We start from the raw sequence: 26699 nt of genomic DNA on the forward strand, positions 1-26699 counted from the left end.
CAGGCTTATACCGCCCGCATCGCACCCGGACATTATTTACGTTGACTCTCGCATTATCGGACCCGAAGATGAATTCTTCGGTACGTTTTGACAAAGATGCTCAAATAAGGAAAGGGCTTAATCATGATCGAGCAGCAGGAGCCTGAGGAATTGAGAACGACCGTGTGCGGTTGTGACACGTACGTGCTGCGAAGCGGTAAAGGCCCGACCGTGTTGTACCTCCACGGCGATCGAGGCGGTAGCGAGTGGACCACGATCCTTCAACGGCTCGCAACAAACTTCGACGTCGTCGCCCCGGATCATCCGGGCATGGGTCACAGCAGTTCGCCAGACTGGATCGACAACATCCATGACATGGCCTACTTCTATCTTCAGTTGATCAAGGCGCTCGACCTTCGAGATGTCCATGTCATCGGATCGTCGCTTGGCGGCTGGATCGCCATGGAAATGGCGGTGCGCTCTACTGAACGTTTGCGCTCGTTGACTTTGGTTGGCACTACGGGCATTTACCTCGATGGCACCGATCTTCCCGATCAGTTCCTGATGACCAACGAGGAATTGGTCCGCACGCTGTTCGTCGATCAGTCTCGCGCCGACGTTATTCTTGCGACACCGCAAACCGACGAGCAAATGGATAGATTTTTGCGCAATCGGCACATCTCCGCCCGGCTGGGTTGGACTCCTCGCTTTCACGATCCGCATCTCGAAAAGTGGCTGCCGACCGTCGACATCCCGACGCTGATCGGCTGGGGGCGTCATGACGCACTTTTCCCAGTGACGTATGGCGAGCGGCTCGCAAAGTTGTTTCCCAATTCCGAACTCACGATCTTCGAGAACTCCGGGCACCTGCCTCAAGTTGAAGAAGCCGAACGATTCAGCATCGTATTTGAGCAATTTACGCGGGGAGTTCAATCATGAGATTTGGCTTTTTCCATCTGATGCCCTATGCCGACCTGGATCTTGACTACGTCGAGAAACACAAGTCCTCATGGTTGACCCTGCCGAACTCGTACTACGACCCTGAAAAGGGCGCGGCCCTGTATCACCGCTATCTGGACGAGTACGAATACGCTGCCGATCTGGGGTTTGAATTTCTCGGGTTGAACGAACATCATCAGACTGCGTATGGGATGATGCCGTCACCGAATGTGCTGGCCGGTACGCTTGCGCGTAAGCTCAAGGGCAACACGAAGATCGCGATTCTTGGACGAGCTTTGCCAGTGCTGAGCAATCCGTTGCAGGTGGCCGAAGAGTACGCAATTCTCGACAACCTTACGCGAGGCCGACTGATTGCCGGCTTCGTGCGCGGCATCGGCGCCGAGTATCACGCTTTGGCCATGAATCCGACTGAGAGTCATGCGCGCTTCCATGAAGCCCATGACCTGATCATGCAGGCATGGACGCGGCCCGGCCCATTTTCGTTTAATGGGAAATATTATAAATTTCCCTATGTAAATCTTTGGCCCCGGCCGTATGCCAAGCCGCATCCCCCGGTTTTCATTCCGTCTCAAGGCTCCAAAGAGACCATTGAATTCGCCGCGGCGGCCAATCATCGATACACATATTTGCAGACTGCCGCGCCTGCGGCCGTATTGTTCAAGTACATGCAGGCGTACCGCGACGAAGCCGAACGCCAGGGCTGGCAGGCCACACCGAACCATCTGGCATGGAACGTCAAGATCTATGTCGGAGAGACCGATGCGATTGCGCAGCGCGAAGCCAAGCCGCACATCGAGGCATTCGCTAACCGTTTCCAGAGGATGTCGATGGAAATGCTGCTGCCGCCTGGCTATACATCAATGACGGCCTTCAAGAATCTGATGCGCGAAAAAGCGAATGTCTCGCGCGAGAGGACCATGGAGGAAATGATCTCGCTCGGCACCTTCATCTGCGGTTCACCTCAGACGGTGATCGACAAATTGGCGGACTTCCAAAGCAAGGGAGGCTTCAATATCGTTGGCGCCGGTCTGCAATACGGCACGATGCCTGCTGACCTGACACGCAAAAACACCGAGATGTTTGCCCGGGAAGTGATGCCTGCGCTGATAAACGCACTACCTGGCAGCCAGGCTCTGTCGGGCGTCCACGCAAATGCCAGCGATCTGCTTCCTCAAACTGAGGGCTTCGTCAGGTAAACAAACAGAGGACTCCAAACGTCTGGTGATCGCCCCGCCCTGCATTACCGGACGCGAAGCGTCACGGTACACCTCGAACTCAAGATTGTCTGCCAGTGTTGGCTTCACGGTCAGCAACGATCCGTCTGGATGCTTTCGGGACCATGCGCGAGAACAACTCGAACATCACTACCCTTCTAGACCATGTGGAACGACTGCGCTTGACATGGCCCGTCAGTTCGATGCATGATGCATCATCACTAAAAAACATTGTTATAGAGGCTATCACGTGACAAAAACAGCATATTGTGCCCATGGAAAGGATGCCGCGTACCTCCTGCACGGTTACACCAATCTGCAGTCACACCTGACCCAAGGACCGCTGATCATTGAGTCCGGTGATGGCATCTACGTCGTCGATTCTGAAGGGAAGCGCTATATCGAGGGCATGGCCGGGCTGTGGAGCACGGCGCTGGGCTTTAGCGAGCAGCGCTTGGTTCAAGCAGCAAGTCGGCAGATGGAAAAGCTGCCCTACTACCACAATTTCTCGCACAAATCACACTCGCAGCAAATCGAACTGGCCGAACGCCTTGTAAAAATGGCGCCCGTGCCGATGAGCAAAGCGTACTTCGCGAATTCCGGGTCCGAGGCCAACGACACGGCCATCAAGATGATCTGGTACCACTTCGAAGCACTGGGCCAATCGCAGCGCAAGAAGATCATTAGCCGCCAACGCGCCTACCACGGCACCACGATGGCTTCAGCCAGTTTGACCGGCCTTCCGAACAATCACCGATCCTTCGGTCTGCCATTGCCATTCGTGCGACACACCTTGTGTCCGCACTACTGGCGCGAAGGCCTCCCTGGCGAGACTGAAGAACAGTTCGCGACACGCTGCGCCGACGAATTGGAAGCACTGATACTTCGCGAAGGTCCCGACACTGTCGCCGCCTTCTTCGCTGAACCGGTGATGGGAGCTGGTGGTGTCGTCGTGCCGCCCGCCACGTATTGGGAGAAAATTCAGGACGTACTGAAACGCTACGAAATCTTGCTGGTCGCCGATGAGGTGATCTGCGGTTTCGGCCGCACCGGCCGCATGTTCGGCTGTGAGACCTTTGGCATCAAACCGGACATTCTTGAGTTGTCGAAGCAACTCACCTCCAGCTACATGCCGATGTCGGCACTTCTAGTCAACGACCGAGTTTTCGGGCCGATCGCCGAAGAAAGCGGTCGCATCGGTGTGTTCGGTCATGGTTTCACCGGTGGTGGCCACCCGGTGGCAGCAGCCGTCGCCAACGAGACCTTGGACATTATCGACGAGCGCAATCTGGTCGCGCATGCAGCCGACGTCGGAGCTCATTTGCAGACGAGCCTGAGGGAACTGAGCAGTCACCCTCTGGTCGGCGAAGTGCGTGGTGTTGGCCTGATCGCGGCGGTTGAACTGGTCGTCAACAAAGAGGAAAAGCGCGGCACTGATCTGCCAGGCCAGCTCGGCGCCTTGGTCAATGGTTTCCTGCAGCAGCGCGGCGTGATTTCGCGCAATATGGCTGACGCGCTGGCCTTTTGCCCGCCGTTGATTATCACCAAGCCGCAGGTGGACGACATGGTCAATCATCTCCGGCTGTCGCTCGACGATGCTCTGAAGGCACGTCGCTGAATGCCGCTCGATGTATGACAGGCATGCTTAACATTTCGATGAATCTATTGGCCCGCCAATGAAAACCACGAACTTTCAGCATTGCCTGCGCGTTCGGTACCATGAAACTGACCAGCAAGGTATCGTTTATCACGCGCGCTATCTCGAGTACCTCGACGTGGCCATGACCGAATACTTTCGCCACCTTGGCTGGGACTACAAGCCATTGCTGGCTGAGGGTTGCGATCCTTCGATCGTTAGCATCATGCTGGAATTCGAAAGCCCGGCGAGATTCGAAGAAGAGATCAAGATTGCCGTACATCCGGTCAAGGTTGGAAGCAGCAGCTTCACACTAGGATTTGATATTACACGCGCGTCTGGCGACGAAAAGCTGCTTGGCGCCGAAACAGTCTATGTGAACTTCGATCCCGCAACCCGGCGCTCGAGGCCGCTGCCACCGACGGTGCGGGAGCGATTACTCGAGAATATTGTCGCAAACAATCTGGAAAGTAATAGATAACATGAATAGCGCAGAAATCAAGAATGCCTATTGGAATACCGGAATCAGCGATGTGGAGCCCACCGCCGTTCATGCTCGTGGCTACGACGTTAATGACTTGATGGGCCGCGTGTCCTTTGCAACAACGTGCTATCTGGTGATTCGTGGCAAGCTGCCGACCCCGAATCAGGAACGCATGCTCGATGCCTTGCTCAATTCAACAATTGACTATGGGCTCAAGAAGCCCGGCACAGCAGCAGCCCGCTATTGCGTCTCGGGAAATCCGAACATGCAAGCGGGTCTGGCCACCGCAGTCTTGTCAGCGGGCGAGTACACACTAGCACCTGAAGACGCTGGCAAGTTCATCATCGAAGGGGTTGCTAAATACAAGGCTTCCGGACAGACTTTGGACACGTTCGCAACGGCCTATGTGGCTGAACTTCGGGCACGGAAAGCCCGTGTGCCCGGTTTCGGACATCCCAACTTTAAAGGGGTCGACCCTCGTTCGGAACGACTCAAGAACCTTGCGATGAGAGAGGGCATCTGGGGCGAATCCTGCGACTGGTACGAAGCGATCCACCGTGCATTCAAGCTCGCGGTGAACAAGCCGGATTTACCGATTAACGATGTTGGAATGACAGCGGCGCTATTTGCCCAACTCGGCTTTAGCCCAGCCGAAATGACCGGTATCGCAGTCATGGCGACGTTGCCTGGCGTAATTGCCCACATCACAGAAGAAATGAATAGCAAAGTCCGTATTCGTACCATTCCGGATGAAACCGTCACATACGAGCGTACCCGTCGCGATCTGGAGGCCGATCTAAAATCGGTCGGCTGGTAGCCATTCACTCGCCAAGAGAGCCGCAGTCCCTCCCGACTGCTTGCCCCATCAGTCAAATATCCAAGAGGTTACCCATGACGACTCCACGCGACGCCGAACGCGAGCAGATTCTGGACGTGGTACGAAAGTTTGTCGAACGGGATGTGCTTCCGGTTGTCACTGAACTCGAGTCGACTGACACCTACCCCCAAGCCTTGTTCGATCAAATGGCAAAACTCGGCCTGTTTGCGCTGACTCTTCCTGAAGAGTACGGTGGCTTGGACGCCGGCTATGAAACCGTCTCGCGCGTGCTGATGGAGTTGTCCCAGGGCTGGATGACGCTATCCGGCGTCCTCACTGCCCAATTCACTGTCGCATCGATGATTCTCCGCTTCGGTACCACCGAACAGAAGAATCGTCTGCTGCCTAGCATGGCGGCGGGCGAACTCAAGGCCTGCTTCTCCATCACCGAGCCGGGCACAGGGTCCGACGCCCAAGCCATCACCACCCGCGCCAGGAAGGAGGGCGACGACTACCTCATCAACGGACAGAAGATTTGGGCGACTCACGCCCTGAACGCCGGTCTGCTCATGGCCCTGGTTGTTACCGACCCGGAGCAAAGTCCGCGTCACAAAGGCATCACTGCGATGTTAATCGAAAAGCAACCCGGCGCGACTCACCTGCCAGGACTCGAAATACGCAATCAAAAAAAACTCGGTTATAAAGGCATGGAGTCGTCCGAGATTTTCTTTGACGATATGCGCATTCCCGCCAGTTCAGTTCTCGGCGGCGATGCTGGCCTGGGAGTTGGTTTCAAATACACCATGGGTGGCCTCGATTCCGGCCGCCTGTCGGTGTCCTCTTCGGCCATCGGGATTGCGTTAGGCGGTCTGAAACGGGCGCTTGCCTATTCACAGCAACGCAAGACCTTCGGCCAGCCCATTTGTCAACACCAGGCCATTCAACTCAAACTCGCGCAGATGGCCACCAAGATCGAAGCGGCCAAGGCCTTGACTCTGCAAGGCGCACGCAAGATGGACAACGGCGAACGCGCCGACCTGGACATGGCGATGGCCAAACTGTTCGCGACCGAAATGGCCATGGAGGTCACTATCGACTCGATGCGCATTCATGGTGGTTTCGGCTATTCGCCCGAATTCATGGTCGAACGCTTTTTCCGCGAAGTACCGGTATTGATCCTGGGAGAAGGTTCGAACGAGATTCTGCAGATTCTGATTGCCCGAAAACTGGTTGAAAACAGCCCCGCTTGAACACCGGCCCGCAATCAAAATATGGGAATTCCCATGAAGACGACAGTCCATTTGAGTTTTGATCTTGATGCCCTGTCAAGCTGGATTACGTCGTTCAAACAGACATCGCCTACGCCGATTTCGCGTGGAGAGTTCGGTGCGCGCGTCGGTGTCCCGCGTGTACTGGACCTCCTGCACAGGCTGCAAGTACCAGCTACTTTCTTCGTGCCCGGCCACACAGCGCTGACCTTCCCGGAAGCGGTGAGGGCCATCGCTGCAGAAGGGCATGAAATAGCCGCACACAGCTTTCTTCATGCCTCACCGGTTGGCATGAGCCGGGAGCAAGAGCTGAACGATTTTATCGCCGCCGAAGAGGCTCTGAAACAAGTCGCGAAGGTAAAGCCGATTGGTTACCGTTCGCCAGCGTGGGACTTGAGCGTCAACACACTCTCGATCTTGGCCGAACGTGGCTACCTCTATGACAGCAGTCTAATGGCAGACGATTATCGCCTCTATAGACCACGCATAAACGATGAGGTGCAATCGGACGGTCGGGTCGTATTCGGCCCGAACTCGAGCCTAGTGGAGTTCCCGGTCGCTTGGGAGTTGGACGATTTTGTTTATTTCCAGTTTATGGGCAAACCGCCGCTGAATGGATTACGCTCGGCCGAGGAAGTTGGCGCAATCTGGTGGGCCGAGTTCGACTATTGCGCAAAACATGTCGAGGGTGGCACCTTCACGCTGACCATGCACCCGGAAGTGATCGGACGCGGCCCGCGTATCGTCATGCTAGAACGCCTGATCCAGCGCATGAAGGCAATCCCCGGGGTACAGTTCTCGCGCATGAGCGAGACGGCCGAACGCTACAACCAGTCAATGCCGATGGCCTAATCCAAAACGGGAACTTCAACGTGTCGTCATCATCTCTGCTGCCGTTTGGCAGCGCAGCCAATATTGCCAATGCGATCCGCAACGGTTTCCTGAGTAGCCGGGAAGCGCTCGAACATTTCATTGGGCGCTTGGACAGCCACAACGCCTCCCTGAATGCTGTGGTCACCCTCCGATTGGACGAGGCACGCGCCGAAGCTGACGCAGCGGACCGCGCGCGTCAGCGTGGTGGCATCATGGGGCCGCTACACGGCGTGCCGATGACCGTCAAGGAATCGTTCCGCCTGGCGGGTACTCCCACGACATGGGGACTTGAAAAATTCGCCCATTCAATCCCGACTGACGATGCCGTCGCCGTACGTCGCCTGAAAGAAGCTGGCGCGGTCATATTCGGCAAAACCAACGTACCGGTATTGTTGGCCGACTGGCAAACATTCAACCCTGTTTACGGCACGACAAACAACCCGTGGGACGTCGCTCGCTCGCCTGGCGGGTCTTCTGGCGGAGCCGCAGCGGCTATTGCAGCGGGGCTTACGGGACTCGAATTGGGCACCGACATAGGTGCCTCGATTCGCAACCCGGCACACTATTGTGGCGTGTACGGGCACAAGCCGACGTTCGGCATTGTCTCCCAGTCGGGCCATGCGCTGCCGGATGTGGTTTCCGAGCCGGACATGGGCGTCATTGGTCCGCTGGCGCGTAGCGCGAGCGACCTCGCGCTCGTATTAGGTGTAATCAGTGGTCCAGCGGACATTGCAAACAGGGGGTGGCGTCTTGATCTGCCTGCGCCGCGAAAGACCGAACTCAGTGCCTTCCGTGTAGCGTTCTTGTTCGACGCACCCAACGCACCGGTCGATACCGAAGTGGCGCAGCAACTTCAAAAACTGGCTGATTTCCTACGCGACAGCGGCGTGCAGGTCACGGAGAACGCCTGGCCTAATTTCGACCGCGACGAAATGTACCGCCTGTATGTAAGGCTGCTCCGCTCGACCACGTCCCGCAATCACACGTCCGCCGAGGTGCTGCGTTTTCGTGAGGAGGTCGGCACCAGATTCGCCGACACCGACGACTATTGGTGGCTCGCACGGGAAGCGGCCGCGATGGGACATCGCGACTGGTTGCTACTCAACGAGCTACGTCATCGTATCCGCATGAAATGGGCTGCCTTCTTTCAAGACTTTGATGTGCTCGTCTGTCCGGCCGCGTCCACTACGGCTGTCACGCATGATCATTCTCTACCCCGCCACGAACGCCGAATCACAATCAATGGCGAGCCGGTGCAATCGATCCACCAGATGTTCTGGGCCAGCATGGCCACGCTGGCTTATTTGCCCGCTACGGTAGCCCCCATCGGCGTGGGTAATTCGGGCCTGCCCGTGGGAGTGCAGATCATCGGAGCCCAGTATGACGACCACACTACCATTGAGTTCGCCCGCTTGCTCGAAACCCAATACCAAGCCTTCACTGCGCCGCCCGCATTTGCGGCGTGAAGATATACGCGATACGCTCGTCCAACCTTAGAGAAACGCACCATGACACAATCCACCAATCGTCCGCCAGGCAAATATTATGAAGAACTCAACGTCGGCGATACTTGGGAAACCAAGTCCCGCACCGTCACCGAGACGGATTTGGTGAATTTCACCTCGTTCTCCTGGGACACCCACCCGATGCACACCAACGCAGAATATGCCAGGAACTCACCGTTCGGTCAGCGCCTGATGCACGGACCCGGCGTTTTCGCGATGGCATCGGGACTCGAGATCGGGCTTGGCTTCAAGGAAGGCACGAGCCTGGTGATGCTGGGCATGACGTGGAACATGAAAAATGTGGTGTTCATCGGCGACACCATACGCGTGCGGGAAGTCGTGGCCTCCAAGCGCGAAACCAAGAAGCCGGACCGGGGTATCGTAACGTTCGACCTGGAGGTGCTCAACCAGAAGGATGAAATCGTTCAGCATGGTCAGTGGGTAATCATGTTCAGTCGTATTCCGGCCGAGTTCGCCTGACGTCCCGAATGGAAGGCATCTCACGATGCCAATCAAAAAACAACCCGGCGTGATTCATCCGCCGGGACTTGAAAACCGCGCCGTGAAAAACCCAGCTGAAAATATATAGAATCCTTCGAGATTGTTCTTGACGGCTTGAACGAGTTCCCCGAACGATGACTATTGACCCCGAGCATCCGCTGATGGAAGCGATTCGCCAGCACCCGTTGCATATCGCGCTGGGACTTCAGAGCGTGCGGGCCGCCGGTGGTGAGGCCTGGATCGAGGCACGAGTCGGCGAACTGACGGTCAATGCCTATGGCCGCACTCATTCCACCTTCCTGACTACCTTCATGGACATGGCCGCATTTGCCGCATCATTAAGCCTTTTACCTGCAAGCAGAAAGGCAAGTACGTTCGATGCACACTACTCGATGATGAACGGTAGCAAGCAAGGCGACGACGTGCATTTTTACGCCACGGTAATGAAAAATAGCAACACTTTGAAGTTTGTGAATGTCACTGCGACGTACACCGACACACTCCTGGCGCAAGCACTCATCGTCCAGGCCGTTCTATAGGCCGGTACAGCATAAGCGCGAGTTTCCGACCACGTAGCTTCTGCAATTGAGAAGGTCGACGAACGCGACCGCAACCCAACTTGGGGAGGCAATCCATGAGCGAGGATGCCCAGACCTTTTTGGCCTTGCGCGTGACACGCTTTGGTGACAGCGACAAGGGAAGCTTCGACCGCGCGGACAAGATGCCTGCCTGCAACCGGACACATCACTGTCTGACTTGGCTCTGAAGGCAGGGGGGAGGTGAATGCTAACCAGTTTCGCGATTGGACTGGGCACGATCAGTCACCGCAGTCGGGCTCGAATTTGAAAGCGAACCGCTCTCGCGGCCATGGATTCGCTTGCTCGCTTTACACTGACCCGCTAATGAGTGTCTCCGCCCGCGATCGCCGGAAGGTAGGATTCACTCCAAATGCTACGGATCGGATCAACGCCCGCAGGCACACCCGTCATCGGTTTATCTGGAACAGGCGATCGCCGCCTTGCAGCAACAGCGAGACATCGACGACAGCCTGATCCCGCACGTCGTGTGAACGGCTGTGAGAATCCGACACTAAACGGCGGCGTCAATCAGAGATGCGGAATGGTCATGCTCTGCTAAACGGTTTGGGAATGGTTTGCGCGGAGAGCGAGAGGCGCTACCCGGTGCGTCGGAAGGAGCCCGTAGGGCGAGTGCAGACGCACCCGACGCGGTTCATTTCAGGAAGTGGTGACGCTCAGGTCAAGATGCGGTAGAAGAAGGAATACCGCCGAAGAAACAGGCCCGACACCGGCTCAAACCGCCAAGTTCACTCCGATGTCGAGCCCCACACGCGCATGGGCACGGGTGCCGGCCCAGTATGGCACGGTCCACCAGTCCCGTCGATAGCGTTTCGGCATTGACGGGGATTGCCGATGCCGGCCACCGGCCGCCTGTTTGTGTGCGCCCGCTGCCGGGCGCAGGTCATCGTTTGCCGCCGTTGCGACCGCGGCCAGATCTATTGCGACGGCGACTGTTCGGAGGTCGCACGTCAGGCCAGCATGCGCGTGGCCGGCCAGCGCTATCAGCGCAGTCGTCACGGCCGCTTCGCGCATGCCGAACGGATGCGCCGCTATCGCAGCCGCCGGAATAAAGTGACGCATCAGGGTTCCTCTGCGCCTGCCGCCGATGCTCTACTGGCACCGACTTCGACGACGTCGGCGGCAACAGCGGCGGTATCCGCCACCGCCCCAGCTGTGCCTGAGCAGTGCCATTTCTGCCACTGCGTCTGCCCGGGCTTCGTGCGCCTGGGGCCACTACGCCGTCGGGTCTTCCGTGATGTTCGTACTACTACCTACTGCACAGGAAGTGACCCATGACCATTGGAGTTGAACTTGAGGCGCAGATCCTGCGCTACTACCACGTCGAGAAGTGGCGCTGCGGCACCATCGCACGGCAGTTGCACGTGCACCGTGGCACGGTCCAGCGCGTGCTGGCGCAGGCCGGTCTGCCCCGCATCGGCGGGATGCTCAGACCTTCGCAGATCGATGCCTACCTGCCGTTTATCCATGACACGCTCAAGAGGTTTCCGTCGCTCACGGCCAGCCGGCTGTATGCGATGGTCACCGAGCGCGGCTACCGTGGCAACCCTCATCATTTCCGGCACCTGATCGCGGTACACCGTCCGCGTCCTGCACCAGAGGCTTATCTGCGGCTGCGCACCTTGCCTGGAGAGCAGGGCCAGGTTGACTGGGCCCATTTCGATCACCTGCAGATCGGGCGCGCGCGCCGGCCACTCATGGCCTTCGTCATGGTGCTGTCATGGTCTCGGCAGATCTATCTGCGCTTCTTCCTCGATGCCCGCATGGACAGCTTCCTGGCGGGCCACGCCGGCGCGTTCGCGGCGTGGTCCGGATTGCCACGAATCCTCCTCTACGACAATCTCAGGAGCGCTGTGCTCGAGCGTCAGGGTGATGCGATCCGCTTCAACCCCACGCTTCTCGCGTTCGCCGCTCATCATCGCTTCGAGCCGCGTCCCGTGGCAGTGGCCAGAGGAAACGAGAAGGGACGCGTCGAAAGAGCTATCAGGTATGTACGCGAGAATTTCTTTGCCGCGCGCAAGTTCACCGATCTCGACGATCTGAACATCCAGGCCGCGCAATGGTGCGCGGGCATGGCGGCGGATCGTCCCTGCCGGGAAGAACCCACGATCACGGTGCGCGAAGCCTTCGCCCGCGAGCAGCCCAGCCTGCTTGCGTTGCCGGAGAATCCGTACCCCTGCGAACTGCAACTGGCCGTGAAGGTCGGCAAGCAGCCGTATGTGCGCTTCGATCTGAACGACTACACGATCCCGCATACCCACGTGCGGCGCGTACTTACGGTCCGGGCTGATCCCCGGCAGGTGCGCATTCTCGACGGCGCCGATCTGCTTGCAACTCATGTGCGCAGTTACGATCGCGGCGCGCAAATCGAGATTCCCGCACACATCGACGCCCTCGTTGCACGCAAACGCGAAGCCCGTCACCATCGCGGCCTCGACCATCTCGCCCGCGCAGCGCCGGCCAGTCACACACTCATGCTGCGCGCGGCTGAACGCGGCGCCAATCTGGGTAATATCACCGCCCACCTGCTGCGGCTGCTCGACCGTTATGGTGCAGCCGAACTGCAGGCAGCGATCGAGGAAACGCTCGCCAGCGATGCCGCGCCTCACCAGAATCCGGTGCGTCTGGCGCTGGAGCGTCGGCGCGAGTCGCGTCAGGTACCGCCGCCAGTGACGGTGAACCTGCCCGAGCACGTGCGTAGCAAGGACACGCTGGTGACCCCGCACCGGCTCGACATCTACGACCAGATAACGGGAGGTACTGATGAGCTCGCCTGAGAACCTGCAGGAACGCGCGAACGCCCTGCGCCTGTACGGGCTGCTGGCGCATTGGCCGGAACTCACTGACGCCGGCTGGGTTGCGCCGCTGTTGCAGTGGGAAGAAGACGAGCGTGCCCGCCGTTCGCTTGAGCGACGCATCCGGGACGCCCATCTGGGCAGCTTCAAACCGCTGTGCGACTTTGACTGGACCTGGCCCACGCGCTGCGACCGGGCCGCCGTCGAAGAACTGATGTCGCTCGAGTTCGTCAGAGACACCGCCAACGTCGTACTGATCGGCCCGAACGGCGTGGGCAAGTCGACCCTGGCGCTGAACCTCGCCTACCAGGCGCTCGTCAACGGGCACACGGCGCTGTTCACAACTGCTGGCCAGATGCTCGGCGAGCTCGCCGCGCTTGACAGTGACTCAGCGTTACGCCGGCGGCTGCACCGGTACGCCACGCCTGACGTGCTCGTAATTGACGAGGTCGGATACCTGTCCTACTCGAATCGCCACGCCGACCTGCTGTTCGAGCTGATCAGCCGCCGGTATGGCGCAGCGAGCACCGTGGTCACCACAAACCGGCCGTTCGCAGAATGGTCGGAGGTGTTTCCGAACGCCGCCTGCGTCGTCTCGCTGGTTGACCGGCTGGTGCATCGCGCCGAAGTCGTCGCGATCGAAGGCGAGTCCTACCGGGTGAAGGAGGCGCGTGAACGGGCGGAGCAGCGCGCAAAGAAACGCAGCGCAGCACGTATGGAGAAGAAGAAATCATGAAGCGCCTTCACCTGCCTTCGGGCATCACTCACGGGCTGGACTTCCTGATCCCAGACAACTGGTCCGCAGATCAGGCGCTCGCCGTCGTGGAACTCATCGACGATCTACGCGAGCGTATCGCCGCGCACTATCAGATTCCGCTCAATGACCTGCTGCACGAACAACGCGCGCCTCCCGACAATCCTCACCCTCGTGACATCGACGATCCATTCTGATGACCATCACCCAACAACAGCGGCCCATAACCGCCTCTGTTGTTGACGCTTCTACTCAACTTTGCGCCGCCATCTAATGGCGCTTTTACACCGCCGCTAACACGTCGCGCCGCTGGACTAAAATCGCACTCACCCGACGGGCTCCTATGTGTGGCGCGCACAACAAATGCGTCGCCAAGGCACGATTGCCCCCTACGCGCTGTCAAATCGACCAGGCTGCGGTCTTAGCCGGAGATCTGATTCTTGAGCGCACCCCGTTTCGCTCGCCACAAACTGGCGAATGCTATCGGCAAAGCGCTGAAGGGCCTGGAGAGATCCGTACACACTCTTATACTCTTCGCGCCCGATACGACCATCCAGCACAACCTGCATGCCCGAATCACTGGCAATCCGTTCGATATCCATCACATTGCACCTTCAATTCTGAAGACTATGCCGGGCTCCTCTCATTCGGCCCGCGGAGAACTCCTAACGTCGGTCGGTGCGACTCCGGAGGAAACACGCACCACGATCCGTCACCATGCTGGAAAAAGAGGATTGCCAGGGGACCTGACGCCAGAAGTGCCTCCGCACGTACGCATCGCAGAGGTCCCGGTATTGCGTGACGTACCCTGGTCAGTCGAATCGGCGAGGCCGGCGTCGGCGCCAGCCATTTCTCGATTACGTTGCGCAAAGAAATCGCGTTGCTGCTCATTGCCTGCCTCCTCACCTTCAGTCCCGTAGCCACCGCCAACCCGAGGGCGTACTTGCTGGTTCTTGACCTGTTAAATACGCTTTATTGACCTAATAATAGTAGTTGCTTGACCTAGATTCAAGTCCGTTGGGAGTCGGGGAAAACACTGATTTATGAGACAAAATATCTGCACGAATCTCAGCGATAACGGGATAACGGGATATTTTTGTACGATCGGTCTCAACTAGCTTGTACCCGGAGACCCAACAAGCGGTTGTGAAACACGAATCCATGCCTCGCGAGTTTCAGCGCCACAAAAATTTCTATGTTTTCTACTTCCATCGAACTGACCTAGAATTTTGGAGCGGCAGATGTGCTTTTTTGGGGAGAGTCAGCATGCAACAGACGGCAATGAAGCAAGGTGCGTTTGTTTGATCCAAGGCAGCCGAGGGAGATATGGTCAAGAGTGGTGTACGGACAGTCTCCGCCAACCTACTAGCTAACTCGCCACGCTAGCGATCCGACACAATTCCGCCCTTAGGACTGAGGTAATCCTGAAGAGTGGCAAGCAACGCAGCCGCAGTTGGAGAAAGTGTCCGACTGCGTGCCGTCACCAAACCAATCGAGCGTTTCGTCAGTGGTGCCGTCAGCAGGCGCTTTACGATGCGCCGGTGTCCGACGATGGCCGCAGCAATTTGCGGCAACGCAGCAACGCCGAAACCGCATTCCACCATGGCTGCGATGGTGGAAAGGTGCTCAGCCTCGAACAATGGCTGAAACCGGATCTTGTTCTGGAGGAAGGCCCACTCAGAGTACTGGCGAACGCTACTCGGATGGGTCATGGAAACGTGCGGGTAGTCGATCGTGTCTGCCCATCGGATCGGCCCCTTAGCGCGCGCCAATCGATGATCGATCGGAATCAGCAACACAAAGCGGTCGGACATCATCGGGTCGTACTGCAAGTCGGCTTGCTGCGGGTCCGCCGCAGTCAGGGCGAAATCCACTTCGCCGGAACGCACCAGATCGAAAGCGGCGCCCGAAAGTGTGTCGTAGACCTTCAGCTCCACCTCCGGATGTGCCAGGTGATACTTCATAAGCACGGGTGGCAACAGCGTTGCGGCCAACGAAGGAAGTGCCGCGACGGCAACTCTGCCCCGGGCTCCGCTGGCGGCTCCGGCGATCGCGTCGAGTGCGTCGCGAAACACATTCCGCAATACCACCGCCTGCCGCAGAAAAACCTCGCCAGCGACTGTCAATCGTACGGTGCGCGTCGTCCGATCGAACAGCTTTACGCCCAGATCGTCTTCGATGCGCCTGATCTGCGTGGAAAGAGCGGACTGCGACAGGTGCAACTGGTCCGCCGATTGCCGGAAATTGAGCGTTCTGCCCAACACAAGTACCGTCTCAATGTCGCGCATCGAAAGATTGATATGCATATTCAGATTGATTGATCGGGAAACTGAATCAGTTTATAGAAAAAATCTGATTCATCAATCAAGGGTGACAGCTTAGACTTCCCCCGACGGACGAAGGTTGAGTCTTGACATCCATTAACATGGGATTGACCCAATTGGAGTATTGGCGTGAGCCATATTGATCAACAGGTTCTTGCGCTGCCGGCTGAGCAGTGGGCCTCGACGTTGGACGGTGCACTAGCGGACATGGCCGGCGCGCCTATCAACGCGCATAAACTGATGGCACACATCCCCCAGCTCCTCGGGCTCGATGCCCACGTCGCCGAGGACGTCGCGGCGTACAAATCTGAGGCGCAATTCGCTTCAGCAGCCGGCCGGTTGCACGGAGAAGTCCCAGCATGAACAGCGATGCCATCGAAGCAAAGATGCTCTCAGAGCAGATCCTAACGTAGGAGAGTTTTGACATGGATGAAGCGTGGATCAAAGTCTGCGACGTCTCAAAATTGAAGCCGGATACCGTCTTTGCAGCTGAAACAGGTGACAGAATGATAGCGATCTTTCTAGTCGAGGATCGCTACTTCGCGACAGAGAACGTTTGTCCTCACGCCTATGCCTTGCTGTCCGACGGGTGGCTGGGAGGCAAGGAAATAGAGTGCCCCTTGCATGGAGCCCGATTCGACATTGAAACCGGTGCACTCATCGAAGGCCCAGCAGAGTGTGGTCTGAAGACGTATCCAGTGCGCGTCGAGGGTGAGGACGTGCAGTGCCTGATACCGAATTGAACCTTCCCTGATCTAGAGGAAATGTTATGCACGTAATCGACGCATTGAGCTCCGACTTCTATGAGGTCGAGTTCTCAGGGCAACCCGCAACCATGTGGGATGTGTTCCAAGATTGGAACGCGCACGATCGGTTGGGCCTCCTGATATACGAACCGCTTGCAGGGATTGGCGCGACGCATCTTATCCAGATGGCTTGTATGTGTTTCTACGATGTCAAGCCGATCCGAAGGACGGAGCGAAAAATCTATCCAGAGATTTTTGCTATACAGGTCGGCGATTGGTGGGGAGGCCACGGCAACTTCGACTTTTGGCCACCGCGAAGAGAAGTCCGAGTGGCGAACGATCATCGGGACGTTCTCGGTGCCATTAATGATCGCGGAATCACTCGGCTAGCAATGCCAGAACGCCCCCAACGCGATATTGCGCACCGAAGGAAAGAGGAAGATTGCGCATTGGATAGACTTGTCACGGCGATAATGTATAGCTCGACAGGCCGTGTTAGTAATCCGGACTTCACGATTAGGAGCAACAATCGTCGTAGCGAACGCGACGTTCAGCGTGTTATCAATCCGGCACAGATGTCCGAGCAAAGCATTGTGCAACTTGGTAAGTTGGCGGTTCCCGTCAAAGAGGGCGACCCCGACTTCATGCCTCGACAGAACGAACTCAATGCCAACGTTTCAGATCGAACACGCACCGAAGCGGAAACTCGTCGTACGGCGCTCAAAGAAAACGGCTTGATCACTGAGTCTTATCGGCTTGTGTCTCCGGAAGTGGCTCTCAAGTGCCTGTAAAGGCAGTCTCGGCGTGAGATGGAAAGGGCGCCGTGACTGCTACCGCAGAAGCGCGAGTAGGAAGAGCCGACCTACTATCGGGTAAAGACGGAATCCGGCCATCGACAGTGGGTGGAAGGGCCAGCCCTTTACCTCACGTGAAATGGAATGGACGCCTCCCACTCCGCGCGAGGTGGAAGCGATGAACAGACCCGCATACTCGCGGACTGACCGAATCAATACGGTCGGAATGGGAGATCATTGAGGTCTTCAGATCCAACCGGAGGAGGTCCATCATGAACCATACAGCCATAGGAGTTGACATCGCCAAAAGCGTGTTTCAGGTGCACTGGGTCGACCCGTACACAGGTGAAGTTGTCAACAAGGCAGTGAAGCGCGACAAATTTCTGGAATACTTCGCGAATCGTGCGCCCTGCGTAATCGGTATGGAAGCGTGCGGCGGTGCGCAGCATTGGGCACGGCAACTGGACGAAGATGGGTCACCTGGTGAAGCTGATGCCGCCGAAGTTCGTCAAGGCGTTCAATATCGGCAACAAGAGCGATCCAGCGGATGTGCGAGCGATCTGGATGGCCACGCAGATACCCAGCAAGCCGGTCGCGGTCAAGACCGAAGCGCAACAGGCCGTGCTGGCACTGCACCGGATGCGGCAGCAACTGGTGAAGTTCCGTACGATGCAGATCAATAGTCTGCGAGGCCTGCTGACCGAGTACGGCGAAGTGATGGGCAAGGGCCGCGAGGCCCTGGACAAGGCTATACCGGGTATTTTGGCCAAGCTGTCGGACCGTTTGCCTGCCATGCTGATCGATACGTTACGGGAACAGTGGAGTGGCCTGACAGGGCTAGACCCAATACTGTTCACTTGATAACCACTTTGGGTGCTATTCGCTGATTCAGTGGCTCCCATCGTCGCCGGATCCGAAAATTCGACATCTTTCGCTTCACGCCGCGGGGATTACGCTTGCCGCGGCTTTGCACGGCACGCCCACTGGCGATTTCCCGCAGTAAGCTGAGCCTCCAACTTTGCCACTGCTCAGGGGGGAACGGCCGCCGCCTCGGGCAGGCGTCGGTTCAGTACACGCACGGCATGGACAAAGGATAAGTCTTCAGGTCGCTGCCCGCTGTCCTGCGCCGCCTCGCACATCAGTCGACGGATCGCCGCGTGGGTAAGCATTAACGCATAGAACTCCTGACGGACCAGATCAGGCGTCTTGCTGCGCAGCACCTTCTTGCCGTCGCACAGATGTGTCTTGATCTCGTCAAACATCTCTTCTATTTTCCAGCGCCGGTGGTACAGCGCCGCGAGTTCTATGGCAGGCGCCACCGCTGCGTCCAGCAGATTGCCCGTGAAGCAAGGCTGGATCTGCATGATACCGTGGTCAGCCTGGACGGAGTGTACGATTGTCGCGCCAACCGCAAGGCGATTTTCAACCGTGGGATGGTGCCCAATATCAATCCGAACCCGCGTGGCAGGAAACGCACGAAGCAAGATCGCAAGCCGCTCTTCGATCTGGGCATTTTTAAAGAGCGGTTTCGTACGATCGAGCGCGTGTTCGCCTGGGAAGACAAATTCCGTCGCCTGCTCCTTCGCTTTGATCGAATCAGTCAGTTGCACTACGCATTCAAGACCATGGCCTATACGATGATCAACCTACGGCACTATTGCGGTAACTGATCGGGCAGTCGGGGCCCATGCTTCATCTCACGGCGCAGCGCGCCGTGATCCCGTTCGTCCTCACCCACCTGCAACACATCGGCGACAACGTAAAACTGCTTCGTCCCCGACCTCGGTGCGTCTGTTTTCGCCAGCCTGTCGATCTCGTTCAACGCCGCCTAACGGCTTCAACTGAAACTAGCAACAGTTGCGGGAGTTTCCTTTCGCTGCGCCGCGTAGATCACCGAGCGTGCGCCCTGGATCAGTAGCGTTCGAAGATATGAATCCCCTCGCTTACTCATCCCCAATAGCACCGTCTTGCCGCCAGTGGAGTTTTGCTTGGGCACTAACCCGATCCACGCACCTACCTGTCGGCCATTTTTGAAACTCTTTGCATCGCCAATAGAAGCCACCATCGGACTGGCTATGATCGGCCCTATGCCGGGAACTCTGGCCAGCTTGCGGCTGCCATCGTTCGTGCGATGCCAGACGATAATTTGACTCTCAATCTCATGGACCTGGCGATCGAACTCCTTCAACTGCTCCAATAGACGTTGCACAAGCAGACGGAACGAACCCGGCAACTCATTGCTCGCATCCTCAATAAGATCCGGCACGCGTTTGGCGATGTGGGCGATGCCCTGCGGAATTACAAGCCCGAATTCTGCCAGCAGTCCACGGATCTGGTTGGCTTGCGCCGTCCGCGCTTTTACAAATCCTTGACGGACGCGATGCAACGCTAGCACGGCCTGTTGCTCGATGTTCTTGATCGGCACGAAACGCATGTTTGGTCGGCCAACCGCTTCGCAGATGGCCTCAGCATCAGTCACATCGTTTTTATTCGTTTTCAAGGATCTTGCCGGGATTAAGCAATCCCTGCGGATCCAGCGCCTTCTTGATCCTGTGCATCAGGTCGAGCTCCACTCCGCCACGCCAGTCGGCCAACATGTCGACCTTCAAGCGGCCGATACCATGTTCGGCAGAGAAGCTGCCATCGAGGCGCCGGGTTACATCGTTCACGGCATGCATCAGCTCGTCGCTATGTGCCAGGAACGTCGGACCGTCCATGCCTTCCGGGGCGACCAGATTGAAATGGATGTTGCCGTCACCCAGATGACCGAAGGGCAGTACCCTTATGCCCGGCATTAGAGCCTCGCATACTTGCGTCGCTTCGGAGATCAATTGCGGTGTGGCCGAAACCGACACGGAGATATCATTCTTGACGGATGCGCCAGCACGCGCCTGCGCCTCTGACTGTTCTTCGCGCAGACGCCACAACGCCGCCTGCTGCCCTTCACTTTCGGCAATCGCCGCATCAAATACCAGGCCGTCCTCGATCGCCTGACCCAACACCGTTTCAAGCGTTTCCCGCAAGGGTGACTCGGGCTGACTGGTACCTAGTTCGATCAGCACATAATGATCCGCGGCCGATCTCAAAGCACGCTGAGTGCCCGGGATCAGCGACAGTACCAACTCCAGTCCATCGCCGCAGATGTATTCATAGGCCTGCAGGGCGTCACCGTTGGCACGCTGAAAGCGCTCCAGCAGTTCGAGCGCCGATTGCGGCGATTCGACCGACACGAGACCGACCTCCACCGTTTGAAGGCGTGGCACCAATCTCAGACAAGCGCCTGTTATGATGCCCAGCGTGCCCTCCGCACCCACAAAAAGCTGGGACAGACAATAGCCGGTGTTGTCCTTGCGTAACCGGCGCAAACCGTGCCAAACCCGGCCGTCGGCCAGAACCACCTCCAGCCCCATCACGAGGCTGCGCGCGTTACCATATTTTATCGTGTTATTGCCGCCAGCATTGGTCGACAAAACTCCGCCTATCTGCGCGGTACCCTGAGATCCGATCATTAGCGGCAACGCGCAATCCACCTTGGCGACTGCTTCACGCGCCGCCTGCAGCGTAACGCCGGCGTCCACGACAATACTGAAATTTAGGGTGTCGATATCGCGTACACGATTCATGCGTGCCAGGGAAAGGACTATCTGGGCGCCGCTGTCATCGGGCACGCCCCCACCGACCATTCCGGTATTACCGCCCTGCGGCACTATTGATACGCCATGCGCGGCGCATAACTGCACCGCCGCCGCCACTTCCTCGGTATTGGCGGGCCGCAGCACGGCAAGACTGTGTCCTGGATATAGACGCCGCCAGTCGATCTCATACGGCTGCGCATCGGCACCATCGAGCACACCGGAAGCGCCTAGTCGCGCGCGCAACGCCGCCAATAATTCGCTCATCGATGCGTTGCTCGCAGACGGTGAAACGATGCCGGATTCCGTTCTCATAAGATTAGCATTCCCGCATTGGATCTTAATTAATATAGTTCGGCACATTCGAGGCTTTCGAAGCTTTCGATAAATTCGCCGGAAACTTGATGATTCCTCTCGTGAGACCTGCGGTATGCGATGAGGTCGGCAATAGTGCCGACCTTCAGCTTGTGCTTGCGCGCGAATACCAGCAGATCCGGCATTCTTGCCATTGTGCCGTCTTCGTTCATGATCTCGCAGATAACGCCGGCCGGCAGCAAGCCGGCCAGACGCGCAAAATCGACAGCGGCCTCAGTGTGCCCCGGACGAACGAGCACGCCGCCATCCCTAGCCACGAGGGGAAACATATGACCTGGCGTGGTCAAATGCTCGCCGCCGAGCGATGGGTCAATCGCGACCTGCACCGTGCGCGCGCGATCGGCTGCGGATATACCGGTAGTGACACCCTGGCGCGCCTCGATGGACACGGTGAACGCAGTCCCGAACTGACTGCCGTTGCGCTGCGGCATCGGCGTCAGGCCTAGCTGCGCGGCTCGGGCCCGCTGCAGCGCGAGACAGATCAAGCCGCAGGCCTGTCGTGCCATGAAAGCAATGGCCTCCGCGCTGGCGAACTGTGCCGGAATGACCAGGTCCCCTTCGTTCTCGCGATCTTCATCATCGACCAAGACAAACATACGACCATGCCGTGCTTCTTCAATCAGCTCTTCAGTCGTGGCAAGCAGGCCTTGACTCTCGCTCTGTTGATAGACGTTCATCTGTGAAATTCCTCAGTCAATTGGGGTTTCGTGTCTGCTTTCCGTTTTATATTTCTCGACGGAATATAGCGGGCCACCAGGTGGCCGCGGATGTCCGAGCCAACGCGATTCCTCATCGACACGCAAGACCTGCTCGAAATGGTGGACAGCTTCCCAGAGAGGACCAGCAGCTGATTCGGCGATGCTGAAGCCTCGCTCATCCCGAATCAGGTCCTTCTCGACTATGAAATGGCTTTGCACCACGTGGCGCGCCGCCATTGACTGCAATACCGGACGCAAGCCATAGTCGAGTGACAATACATGCGCCGGGCTGCCGCCAGTACCCAGGCACAACACCGCCTTCCCTGCAAGACCGAATTGCGGCAGCACGTCGAGAAACACTTTTAGCAATCCGGTGAACGATGCTTTGAAGATTGGTGTTGCGATGATGATGCCATCTGCCTGATCAATGGCTTGTACGATGTCGGCAAGCACTACGTCAGACAAGTCACCCGTCAACAAGGTCTGAGGTGAAATATCACGCAATCGGTCATGGCGAACGCACAACGAAGGACTTGCGATATGGTCAAGCACATGATCCACCAGGAAAGCGGTTTTCGACGACGAGGACGGGCTGGCCGAGACGGCCACTACTGATCGAGTTTTCATGATATTTCCCTTTCTGATGGCTGGTCATCAACGACACTCGCCAAAGCTTGCCGGGGGTAAATGTCCGCAACGGTGATCACCAATTACCCGGCCTACATCCTTAGGCTAATGGCGAACAATTGGCGCCACAACGTAAACATTGTCTTTAGGCCGAGTTCAGCGAAAACTGGACACGAGGTGATTGGTTTCGCACGAACTAAACCTGATTATCAGATCACCTCGTATTTTTCCAGGACATTATTTACATTGACTTCCACATTGTTGGACTCGATGCTTGTCTGGAATAGCATCAATGGAATCATGCGAAAAGCAATAGCGTAGCGATGAATCGACAGAAGAAATACAAAGGACACAGAACATGCCGAGAAATCGCATCGCATTAGTTGGGACGGGTTCCATGGGCAGCGCGATCACGGAAGCGCTGGTAAAGCGCACATCGCACGACGTTTTCGTCCGCGGTTCGAAATTTGGATACGCCTCTGCCACCGCATTGTCGCAACGCCTGGGTGTTCGACAGGCGGCCGAAGCCGATATCACCCAGAGCGACTTCGCGTTCGTGGCAATTCCGGCTTTGGCCATCGAGCAGGTCGCCGCGCTGCTGAAAGATTTCACCTGCGTAGTGATCTCGGTCACGGTAGACGAGAATGTGGGCTTTGATGGCAACAAGAGTTCTGCTCAGCAGCTCGGCGATTTACTATCAGGCGTCCGAGTGGTGGGGGCGTTCAGTTCCTTATATGACGTCGTCGTGAGGGATCCGGAACCGTCGGAAAGACAAGTATTTTCGTATTTTCGGACAGCGATGATGCCAAAACTGCTGTCCAGCCGCTTGTTGAGGAAATGGGATTCGAGTTCGTTAATGGTGGTGCCTTGCGGCTAGCCCTTTACGGTGAAATCCTGAGGATGCTGGTGTCACAGCCCGGCGGAAAATCCGGCTACGGTAGAACCATCAGCTTCCGCGCATTTCAAACGATAGCCTAACAGTGCCGGCTCGGGCGGGGAATCGGTTCGTCCGAGCTGGCACCGCCACTCTACTGATTACCATGCGATTGCAGGCGCGACACAACCTCGTTCGGACGACTGTCAATCGCCACGCATTCGACGTGTAACAATGATAAGGCGCTGAAAATGCAAATAACAGCCGCTGAGCGCGGGACTAACGAGCCGCGCGGGTGGCGTGTCCAGGTAATACTCGGATCCCTGATGGCGTTGGCGTCCATATCCACCGACACTTATCTGCCAGCCATGCCCACAATGGCACATGAACTTGGTGCACCGCGCGGCGCAACTGAGTGGACCGTTTCCGGCTATCTCGTCGGGCTTAGCTTAGGACTACTCTTCTGGGGCCCGATAGGAGATCGTCATGGTCGACGGCGCCCGATCCTACTGGGTTTGGTGCTATTCGCAATTGGCTCCGCCGGATGTGCGCTGGCCGGCAGCATATGGAGTTTGATTGGCTGGCGACTTGTCCAGGCACTGGGCGCATCGGCGGGTGTCGGACTCAGTCGCGCAATGGTGCGCGATCTCTACAAGGGACACCGGGCAGCAGAGGTGATGTCGGCACTGATCACCGTTCTATCAATCGCCCCGTTGATTGGGCCAATCATCGGCGGTCAAATTCTTGCCGCGATAGGATGGCGTGCTATTTTCTGGGCGCTGGTAGGAATAGGTTTTGTCACGTTTGCCGCGTTTAGGACGTTGCCCGAGACGCTGCTGCCAAGTGAACGCGTTGCGGCCGGTATCGGCAAAGCGATTTATGGTTACTGCACGCTGTTACGGAACTGGCGCCTCCTGGCGTACCTTGGTGCGACTGGATTCTTCTATGTCGGGATATTCGCCTATATCGCAGGCGGCCCATTCGCATTGATTACTTATCACCATCTACCGCCGACCCTTTTTGGTTTCGTATTTGGTATTGGTATGGTTGGCGTCATGACATTCAGCACAATCAACATGCGTTTGGTAGGTCGCCGAAGTAGCAAGCAATTGCTGAAAATCGGCGCCACCATGGCATTGCTTTCGGGCTTGGGTGCCATTGCTGCGGCTATCACCGGATTCGGCGGCCTTGTGGGATTAGCGGTGCCACTTACCTTCTACATCGCTGCAAACGGATTCGTCGTCGCCAATGCATTGACTGGTGCAATGAAACTTGCACCCAGTAGCTCAGGTTCAGTTTCCGCCCTGGCTGGCGCTGTTCAATATGGTAGCGGCATGTTTGGTTCAACGCTGGTCGGTGCGCTAGCGGACGGAACACCGCGGCCTATGGCAGCCGTGATGGCCGTAGCCGCAGCGCTCTCTTTCCTATGTGTTTTTCTGATCAAAGACTAGCGGTGAATGGCTTACCGAATTCTCTTCAGGAGCGGGAATTAACGCACACCGTGGAGTTGTCCGGCGTTCAGTGGTTGGGTCAGGCCAACGCCGATACACCGTTCGACTTTCCGAATCCAGATGAATGCGGTCTTCGTCCGCCCATGCCCGACACGGCGCAATGCGCGGACGCCACCGCGAGCCCAGAACGGAAGGTTGGCCCGCGATCCAAGCAGTTAAAGCGTTCCTTTTTCTCGCAGCTCTTCAATCATGGGAATAACATGGCGGCGCACCACCTTGCCGGCGTTATTTCTCGGAAGCGTGCCGAACAACACGACCAGCGCGGGTACCTTGTAGTGCGCCAGTTCGCTCGAGCAGTAGATCTTGAGCGCATTCAGATCCACCTGGGCGCCGACAGCCGGAACAATCGCGGCAGCCACGCTCTGGCCGAAGACTGCGTCAGGCAAGCCAACCACTGCCGCCTCAGCTACCCCCGCAAAACGCACCAGCACCGACTCTACCTCGGCCGGCGACACGTTTGCTCCACCACGGATGATCATGTCGGACGCACGACCGACGACGAAAACGTAGCCATCTTCGTCGATGCGAAGGTAGTCGCCAAGGCGATACCAACCGTCATCGGTGAAAGCAGCCTCGGTCAGATCAGGCTCACCCCAATAGCCATGCATCATCACCGGCGAACGAACCTGGGCCTCGCCCACCTCGCCGGCGGCAGCTTCCGTGCCATCGGGTTTCAGCAAGCGTAACTGCACACCGTCCAGCAGCCTCCCTCCCGACCCGAGGCGCGGTATCGGATCGATGCTCGGATCGTAGGTTGCCACCGGAAAACATTCCGCGCTGGCATAACAATCGAGCACCGCGGTACCGGCCACGCGCTGCCATTCCTCGAAGGCTGGCTCGTTGCGCGGTTCGCCGCCCGCGATACAGCACCGCAAAAGCAATTCAGGCGCCACGGGCAGGGTCTTGATGTGCTGCAGGAGCTTCACGTACATGGTGGTCACACCGAAGAAGAATGTAACCCGTTCTTCAACCAGGACGCGCAGTGCATCCGCATCCTTGAAGCGGCGCGCCAATGCCACCGTTGCACCCACGCTCAGTGCCACCAGCGAGGTGGTCACCACGCCAGCCAACCAGGCAAGCGGCATGGGAACGAAGAAAACATCGTGCTCGGTCATATGCCAGATACTGGCGTAGATTTGCGGCCCAAGAGCCAAACTTCCGTGAGTGTGCGTGACCGGCTTGGGCCGGCCCGACGTACCCGAGGTATAGGAAATAATACCTGGATCGCCCAGCATCGCCACGGGTAGCGCCACATTGACTGCCTCCACGTCTTCAAGCAATTGATCAGGCCCAATAACCCGCACTTCAGCGTTCAGGCCCGTCTCGAGCAATGCACTCTGGACAGCAGCGAGGCGCTCTTGTTCGACCAGTATTAGCCGCGGCGTCGCATTACGAAAAGCGTATGTGAGCTCGGTCGCACCAAATGTCGGGAAAATCGTCGCTAGAACCCCGGCAGCTCGCCAGACCGCGAACATCACGATAAAGTATTCGATAGAATTCTCGGAAACGATGGCAACACGCTCGCCTCGCTTTACGCCCATCCAGACCAACTTGCATGCCAGCGACTGCGCTCGCTGATCCAACTCGCTGTAATTAATCCGCCGACCATCGGCGACGATCGCAGTCTTGTCAGGATGAAACTGGGCAGCTTGACGAATACAGTCGCTAATTAGTGCTTTCATGCTCAATTTTTTCGTTGATGAAGCGTCGTGCACCACAACGCAACGGAGATGGTC

At 57.5% G+C, this 26699-nt stretch carries 25 protein-coding genes and 4 pseudogenes; 20 read left to right on the forward strand and 9 right to left on the reverse strand.

Going from position 1 to position 26699, the window contains the following annotated elements:
- Positions 1-123: 123 nt before the first annotated feature.
- The 11 genes from B0G71_RS39310 (at position 124) to B0G71_RS42390 (ending at position 10003) form a co-directional block, all read left to right on the forward strand.
- Positions 124-918, forward strand: a complete 795-nt coding sequence (locus B0G71_RS39310; protein ID WP_116149808.1) for an alpha/beta fold hydrolase — start codon at positions 124-126, stop codon at positions 916-918.
- The gene (locus tag B0G71_RS39315) at positions 915-2135 is read left to right on the forward strand and encodes an LLM class flavin-dependent oxidoreductase (RefSeq protein WP_116149810.1); all 1221 of its coding nucleotides are present in this window, start codon (positions 915-917) and stop codon (positions 2133-2135) included. Before B0G71_RS39310 ends, B0G71_RS39315 begins: the two co-directional genes overlap by 4 nt.
- Positions 2136-2403: 268 nt before the next feature.
- Complete coding sequence (locus tag B0G71_RS39320) at positions 2404-3771, forward strand: aspartate aminotransferase family protein (protein WP_116149811.1); 1368 nt, start codon at positions 2404-2406, stop codon at positions 3769-3771.
- 58 nt (positions 3772-3829) lie between these two features.
- Entirely contained in the window at positions 3830-4270 is a 441-nt protein-coding gene (locus B0G71_RS39325; protein WP_116149813.1) for a thioesterase family protein, read from the forward strand.
- A gap of 1 nt (position 4271) precedes the next feature.
- Positions 4272-5090: a citryl-CoA lyase gene (locus B0G71_RS39330; protein WP_116149814.1), complete on the forward strand. Its 819-nt coding sequence runs from the start codon at positions 4272-4274 to the stop codon at positions 5088-5090.
- Positions 5091-5164: 74 nt separating this feature from the next.
- A complete protein-coding gene (locus tag B0G71_RS39335) occupies positions 5165-6340 on the forward strand; it encodes an acyl-CoA dehydrogenase family protein (protein ID WP_116149816.1) in 1176 nt (391 codons plus the stop codon).
- A 33-nt stretch (positions 6341-6373) separates the two neighbouring features.
- The gene (locus B0G71_RS39340; protein ID WP_116149817.1) at positions 6374-7210 is read left to right on the forward strand and encodes a polysaccharide deacetylase; all 837 of its coding nucleotides are present in this window, start codon (positions 6374-6376) and stop codon (positions 7208-7210) included.
- Between the two features lie 20 nt (positions 7211-7230).
- Complete coding sequence (locus tag B0G71_RS39345; RefSeq protein WP_220377362.1) at positions 7231-8697, forward strand: amidase; 1467 nt, start codon at positions 7231-7233, stop codon at positions 8695-8697.
- Between the two features lie 42 nt (positions 8698-8739).
- Positions 8740-9216: a MaoC/PaaZ C-terminal domain-containing protein gene (locus tag B0G71_RS39350; RefSeq protein WP_116149819.1), complete on the forward strand. Its 477-nt coding sequence runs from the start codon at positions 8740-8742 to the stop codon at positions 9214-9216.
- 155 nt (positions 9217-9371) lie between these two features.
- Positions 9372-9776, forward strand: a complete 405-nt coding sequence (locus B0G71_RS39355; RefSeq protein WP_116149820.1) for a PaaI family thioesterase — start codon at positions 9372-9374, stop codon at positions 9774-9776.
- Positions 9777-9871: 95 nt separating this feature from the next.
- Complete coding sequence (locus tag B0G71_RS42390) at positions 9872-10003, forward strand: hypothetical protein (RefSeq protein ID WP_258875847.1); 132 nt, start codon at positions 9872-9874, stop codon at positions 10001-10003.
- Between the two features lie 544 nt (positions 10004-10547).
- Here B0G71_RS42390 and B0G71_RS39360 read toward each other — a convergent pair.
- Positions 10548-10895 carry a hypothetical protein gene (locus B0G71_RS39360; protein WP_116138977.1) on the reverse strand — a complete coding sequence of 116 codons (348 nt, stop codon included), beginning with the start codon at positions 10893-10895 and terminating at the stop codon, positions 10548-10550.
- Positions 10896-11107: 212 nt separating this feature from the next.
- On the opposite strand from B0G71_RS39360, the gene istA reads away from it, so the two are divergent.
- Genes istA through B0G71_RS39375 form a run of 3 tightly spaced genes read left to right on the forward strand, consistent with a single transcriptional unit; the run spans position 11108 to position 13579 of the window.
- Positions 11108-12610 carry an IS21 family transposase gene (gene istA, locus B0G71_RS39365; RefSeq protein WP_116138979.1) on the forward strand — a complete coding sequence of 501 codons (1503 nt, stop codon included), beginning with the start codon at positions 11108-11110 and terminating at the stop codon, positions 12608-12610.
- Positions 12597-13364: an IS21-like element helper ATPase IstB gene (istB, locus tag B0G71_RS39370; RefSeq protein WP_116138981.1), complete on the forward strand. Its 768-nt coding sequence runs from the start codon at positions 12597-12599 to the stop codon at positions 13362-13364. The genes istA and istB overlap by 14 nt, the downstream gene beginning before the upstream one ends.
- Positions 13361-13579 (forward strand): hypothetical protein, encoded by a 219-nt coding sequence (locus B0G71_RS39375; RefSeq protein ID WP_116138983.1) that lies wholly within the window; start codon positions 13361-13363, stop codon positions 13577-13579. Before istB ends, B0G71_RS39375 begins: the two co-directional genes overlap by 4 nt.
- Positions 13580-13771: 192 nt before the next feature.
- On the opposite strand, the gene B0G71_RS39380 is transcribed toward B0G71_RS39375, so the two are convergent.
- Complete coding sequence (locus B0G71_RS39380; protein ID WP_106286359.1) at positions 13772-13984, reverse strand: hypothetical protein; 213 nt, start codon at positions 13982-13984, stop codon at positions 13772-13774.
- A 780-nt stretch (positions 13985-14764) separates the two neighbouring features.
- Positions 14765-15688 (reverse strand): LysR family transcriptional regulator, encoded by a 924-nt coding sequence (locus B0G71_RS39390; RefSeq protein ID WP_116149823.1) that lies wholly within the window; start codon positions 15686-15688, stop codon positions 14765-14767.
- Positions 15689-15835: 147 nt separating this feature from the next.
- Between B0G71_RS39390 and B0G71_RS39395 the strand changes: the two genes are divergently transcribed.
- From B0G71_RS39395 to B0G71_RS39410, 4 genes and pseudogenes are all read left to right on the forward strand, one after another.
- Positions 15836-16069 carry a hypothetical protein gene (locus B0G71_RS39395; RefSeq protein WP_116149825.1) on the forward strand — a complete coding sequence of 78 codons (234 nt, stop codon included), beginning with the start codon at positions 15836-15838 and terminating at the stop codon, positions 16067-16069.
- Positions 16070-16131: 62 nt separating this feature from the next.
- Positions 16132-16449, forward strand: a complete 318-nt coding sequence (gene nirD / locus B0G71_RS39400; protein ID WP_116149826.1) for a nitrite reductase small subunit NirD — start codon at positions 16132-16134, stop codon at positions 16447-16449.
- A 26-nt stretch (positions 16450-16475) separates the two neighbouring features.
- On the forward strand, positions 16476-17243 hold the full coding sequence (locus B0G71_RS39405; RefSeq protein WP_116149828.1) for a hypothetical protein: 768 nt from the start codon (positions 16476-16478) through the stop codon (positions 17241-17243).
- A 275-nt stretch (positions 17244-17518) separates the two neighbouring features.
- Positions 17519-18089 (forward strand): annotated as a pseudogene (locus B0G71_RS39410) (IS110 family transposase); the annotation flags it as partial.
- A 185-nt stretch (positions 18090-18274) separates the two neighbouring features.
- Here the strand turns inward: B0G71_RS39410 and B0G71_RS42400 are convergent.
- From B0G71_RS42400 to ssuE, 5 genes and pseudogenes are all read right to left on the reverse strand, one after another.
- Positions 18275-18583: pseudogene (locus B0G71_RS42400) on the reverse strand (transposase); the annotation flags it as partial.
- A 533-nt stretch (positions 18584-19116) separates the two neighbouring features.
- Positions 19117-19746, reverse strand: a pseudogene (locus tag B0G71_RS39425) (IS110 family transposase); the annotation flags it as partial.
- Complete coding sequence (locus tag B0G71_RS39430) at positions 19733-21145, reverse strand: FAD-binding oxidoreductase (RefSeq protein WP_116149833.1); 1413 nt, start codon at positions 21143-21145, stop codon at positions 19733-19735. The pseudogene B0G71_RS39425 and the gene B0G71_RS39430, both read right to left, overlap by 14 nt.
- Positions 21146-21291: 146 nt before the next feature.
- Positions 21292-21930, reverse strand: a pseudogene (gene ribB / locus B0G71_RS39435) (3,4-dihydroxy-2-butanone-4-phosphate synthase); the annotation flags it as partial.
- A gap of 12 nt (positions 21931-21942) precedes the next feature.
- Entirely contained in the window at positions 21943-22578 is a 636-nt protein-coding gene (ssuE, locus tag B0G71_RS39440) for an NADPH-dependent FMN reductase (protein ID WP_116149837.1), read from the reverse strand.
- Between the two features lie 358 nt (positions 22579-22936).
- Here ssuE and B0G71_RS39445 point away from each other — a divergent pair, with 358 nt between their 5' ends.
- Together B0G71_RS39445 and B0G71_RS39450 are read left to right on the forward strand one after the other, a co-directional pair.
- Positions 22937-23455 carry an NAD(P)-binding domain-containing protein gene (locus tag B0G71_RS39445; protein ID WP_116149838.1) on the forward strand — a complete coding sequence of 173 codons (519 nt, stop codon included), beginning with the start codon at positions 22937-22939 and terminating at the stop codon, positions 23453-23455.
- 248 nt (positions 23456-23703) lie between these two features.
- Positions 23704-24903, forward strand: a complete 1200-nt coding sequence (locus B0G71_RS39450) for a multidrug effflux MFS transporter (protein ID WP_116149840.1) — start codon at positions 23704-23706, stop codon at positions 24901-24903.
- Positions 24904-25118: 215 nt separating this feature from the next.
- Here B0G71_RS39450 and B0G71_RS39455 read toward each other — a convergent pair whose 3' ends face one another.
- Positions 25119-26645, reverse strand: coding sequence for a class I adenylate-forming enzyme family protein (locus tag B0G71_RS39455; protein WP_181916976.1), 1527 nt, complete (start codon positions 26643-26645; stop codon positions 25119-25121).
- Positions 26646-26699: the final 54 nt, after the last annotated feature.

This window comes from Paraburkholderia sp. BL27I4N3 (assembly GCF_003386115.1).
Classification (GTDB): domain Bacteria; phylum Pseudomonadota; class Gammaproteobacteria; order Burkholderiales; family Burkholderiaceae; genus Paraburkholderia.

Bases quoted from the DNA above. Each gene is read 5' to 3' on its own strand.
- B0G71_RS39310 (WP_116149808.1), top strand. From the start codon at position 124: ATGATCGAGCAGCAGGAGCCTGAGGAATTGAGAACGACCGTGTGCGGT.
- B0G71_RS39315 (WP_116149810.1), top strand. From the start codon at position 915: ATGAGATTTGGCTTTTTCCATCTGATGCCCTATGCCGACCTGGATCTT.
- B0G71_RS39325 (WP_116149813.1), top strand. From the start codon at position 3,830: ATGAAAACCACGAACTTTCAGCATTGCCTGCGCGTTCGGTACCATGAA.
- B0G71_RS39330 (WP_116149814.1), top strand. From the start codon at position 4,272: ATGAATAGCGCAGAAATCAAGAATGCCTATTGGAATACCGGAATCAGC.
- B0G71_RS39335 (WP_116149816.1), top strand. From the start codon at position 5,165: ATGACGACTCCACGCGACGCCGAACGCGAGCAGATTCTGGACGTGGTA.
- B0G71_RS39340 (WP_116149817.1), top strand. From the start codon at position 6,374: ATGAAGACGACAGTCCATTTGAGTTTTGATCTTGATGCCCTGTCAAGC.
- B0G71_RS39350 (WP_116149819.1), top strand. From the start codon at position 8,740: ATGACACAATCCACCAATCGTCCGCCAGGCAAATATTATGAAGAACTC.
- B0G71_RS39355 (WP_116149820.1), top strand. From the start codon at position 9,372: ATGACTATTGACCCCGAGCATCCGCTGATGGAAGCGATTCGCCAGCAC.
- B0G71_RS42390 (WP_258875847.1), top strand. From the start codon at position 9,872: ATGAGCGAGGATGCCCAGACCTTTTTGGCCTTGCGCGTGACACGCTTT.
- B0G71_RS39360 (WP_116138977.1), bottom strand. From the start codon at position 10,895: ATGCGTCACTTTATTCCGGCGGCTGCGATAGCGGCGCATCCGTTCGGC.
- istA (WP_116138979.1), top strand. From the start codon at position 11,108: ATGACCATTGGAGTTGAACTTGAGGCGCAGATCCTGCGCTACTACCAC.
- istB (WP_116138981.1), top strand. From the start codon at position 12,597: ATGAGCTCGCCTGAGAACCTGCAGGAACGCGCGAACGCCCTGCGCCTG.
- B0G71_RS39375 (WP_116138983.1), top strand. From the start codon at position 13,361: ATGAAGCGCCTTCACCTGCCTTCGGGCATCACTCACGGGCTGGACTTC.
- B0G71_RS39380 (WP_106286359.1), bottom strand. From the start codon at position 13,984: ATGGATATCGAACGGATTGCCAGTGATTCGGGCATGCAGGTTGTGCTG.
- B0G71_RS39390 (WP_116149823.1), bottom strand. From the start codon at position 15,688: ATGCATATCAATCTTTCGATGCGCGACATTGAGACGGTACTTGTGTTG.
- nirD (WP_116149826.1), top strand. From the start codon at position 16,132: ATGGATGAAGCGTGGATCAAAGTCTGCGACGTCTCAAAATTGAAGCCG.
- B0G71_RS39405 (WP_116149828.1), top strand. From the start codon at position 16,476: ATGCACGTAATCGACGCATTGAGCTCCGACTTCTATGAGGTCGAGTTC.
- B0G71_RS39430 (WP_116149833.1), bottom strand. From the start codon at position 21,145: ATGAGCGAATTATTGGCGGCGTTGCGCGCGCGACTAGGCGCTTCCGGT.
- ssuE (WP_116149837.1), bottom strand. From the start codon at position 22,578: ATGAAAACTCGATCAGTAGTGGCCGTCTCGGCCAGCCCGTCCTCGTCG.
- B0G71_RS39445 (WP_116149838.1), top strand. From the start codon at position 22,937: ATGCCGAGAAATCGCATCGCATTAGTTGGGACGGGTTCCATGGGCAGC.
- B0G71_RS39450 (WP_116149840.1), top strand. From the start codon at position 23,704: ATGCAAATAACAGCCGCTGAGCGCGGGACTAACGAGCCGCGCGGGTGG.
- B0G71_RS39455 (WP_181916976.1), bottom strand. From the start codon at position 26,645: ATGAAAGCACTAATTAGCGACTGTATTCGTCAAGCTGCCCAGTTTCAT.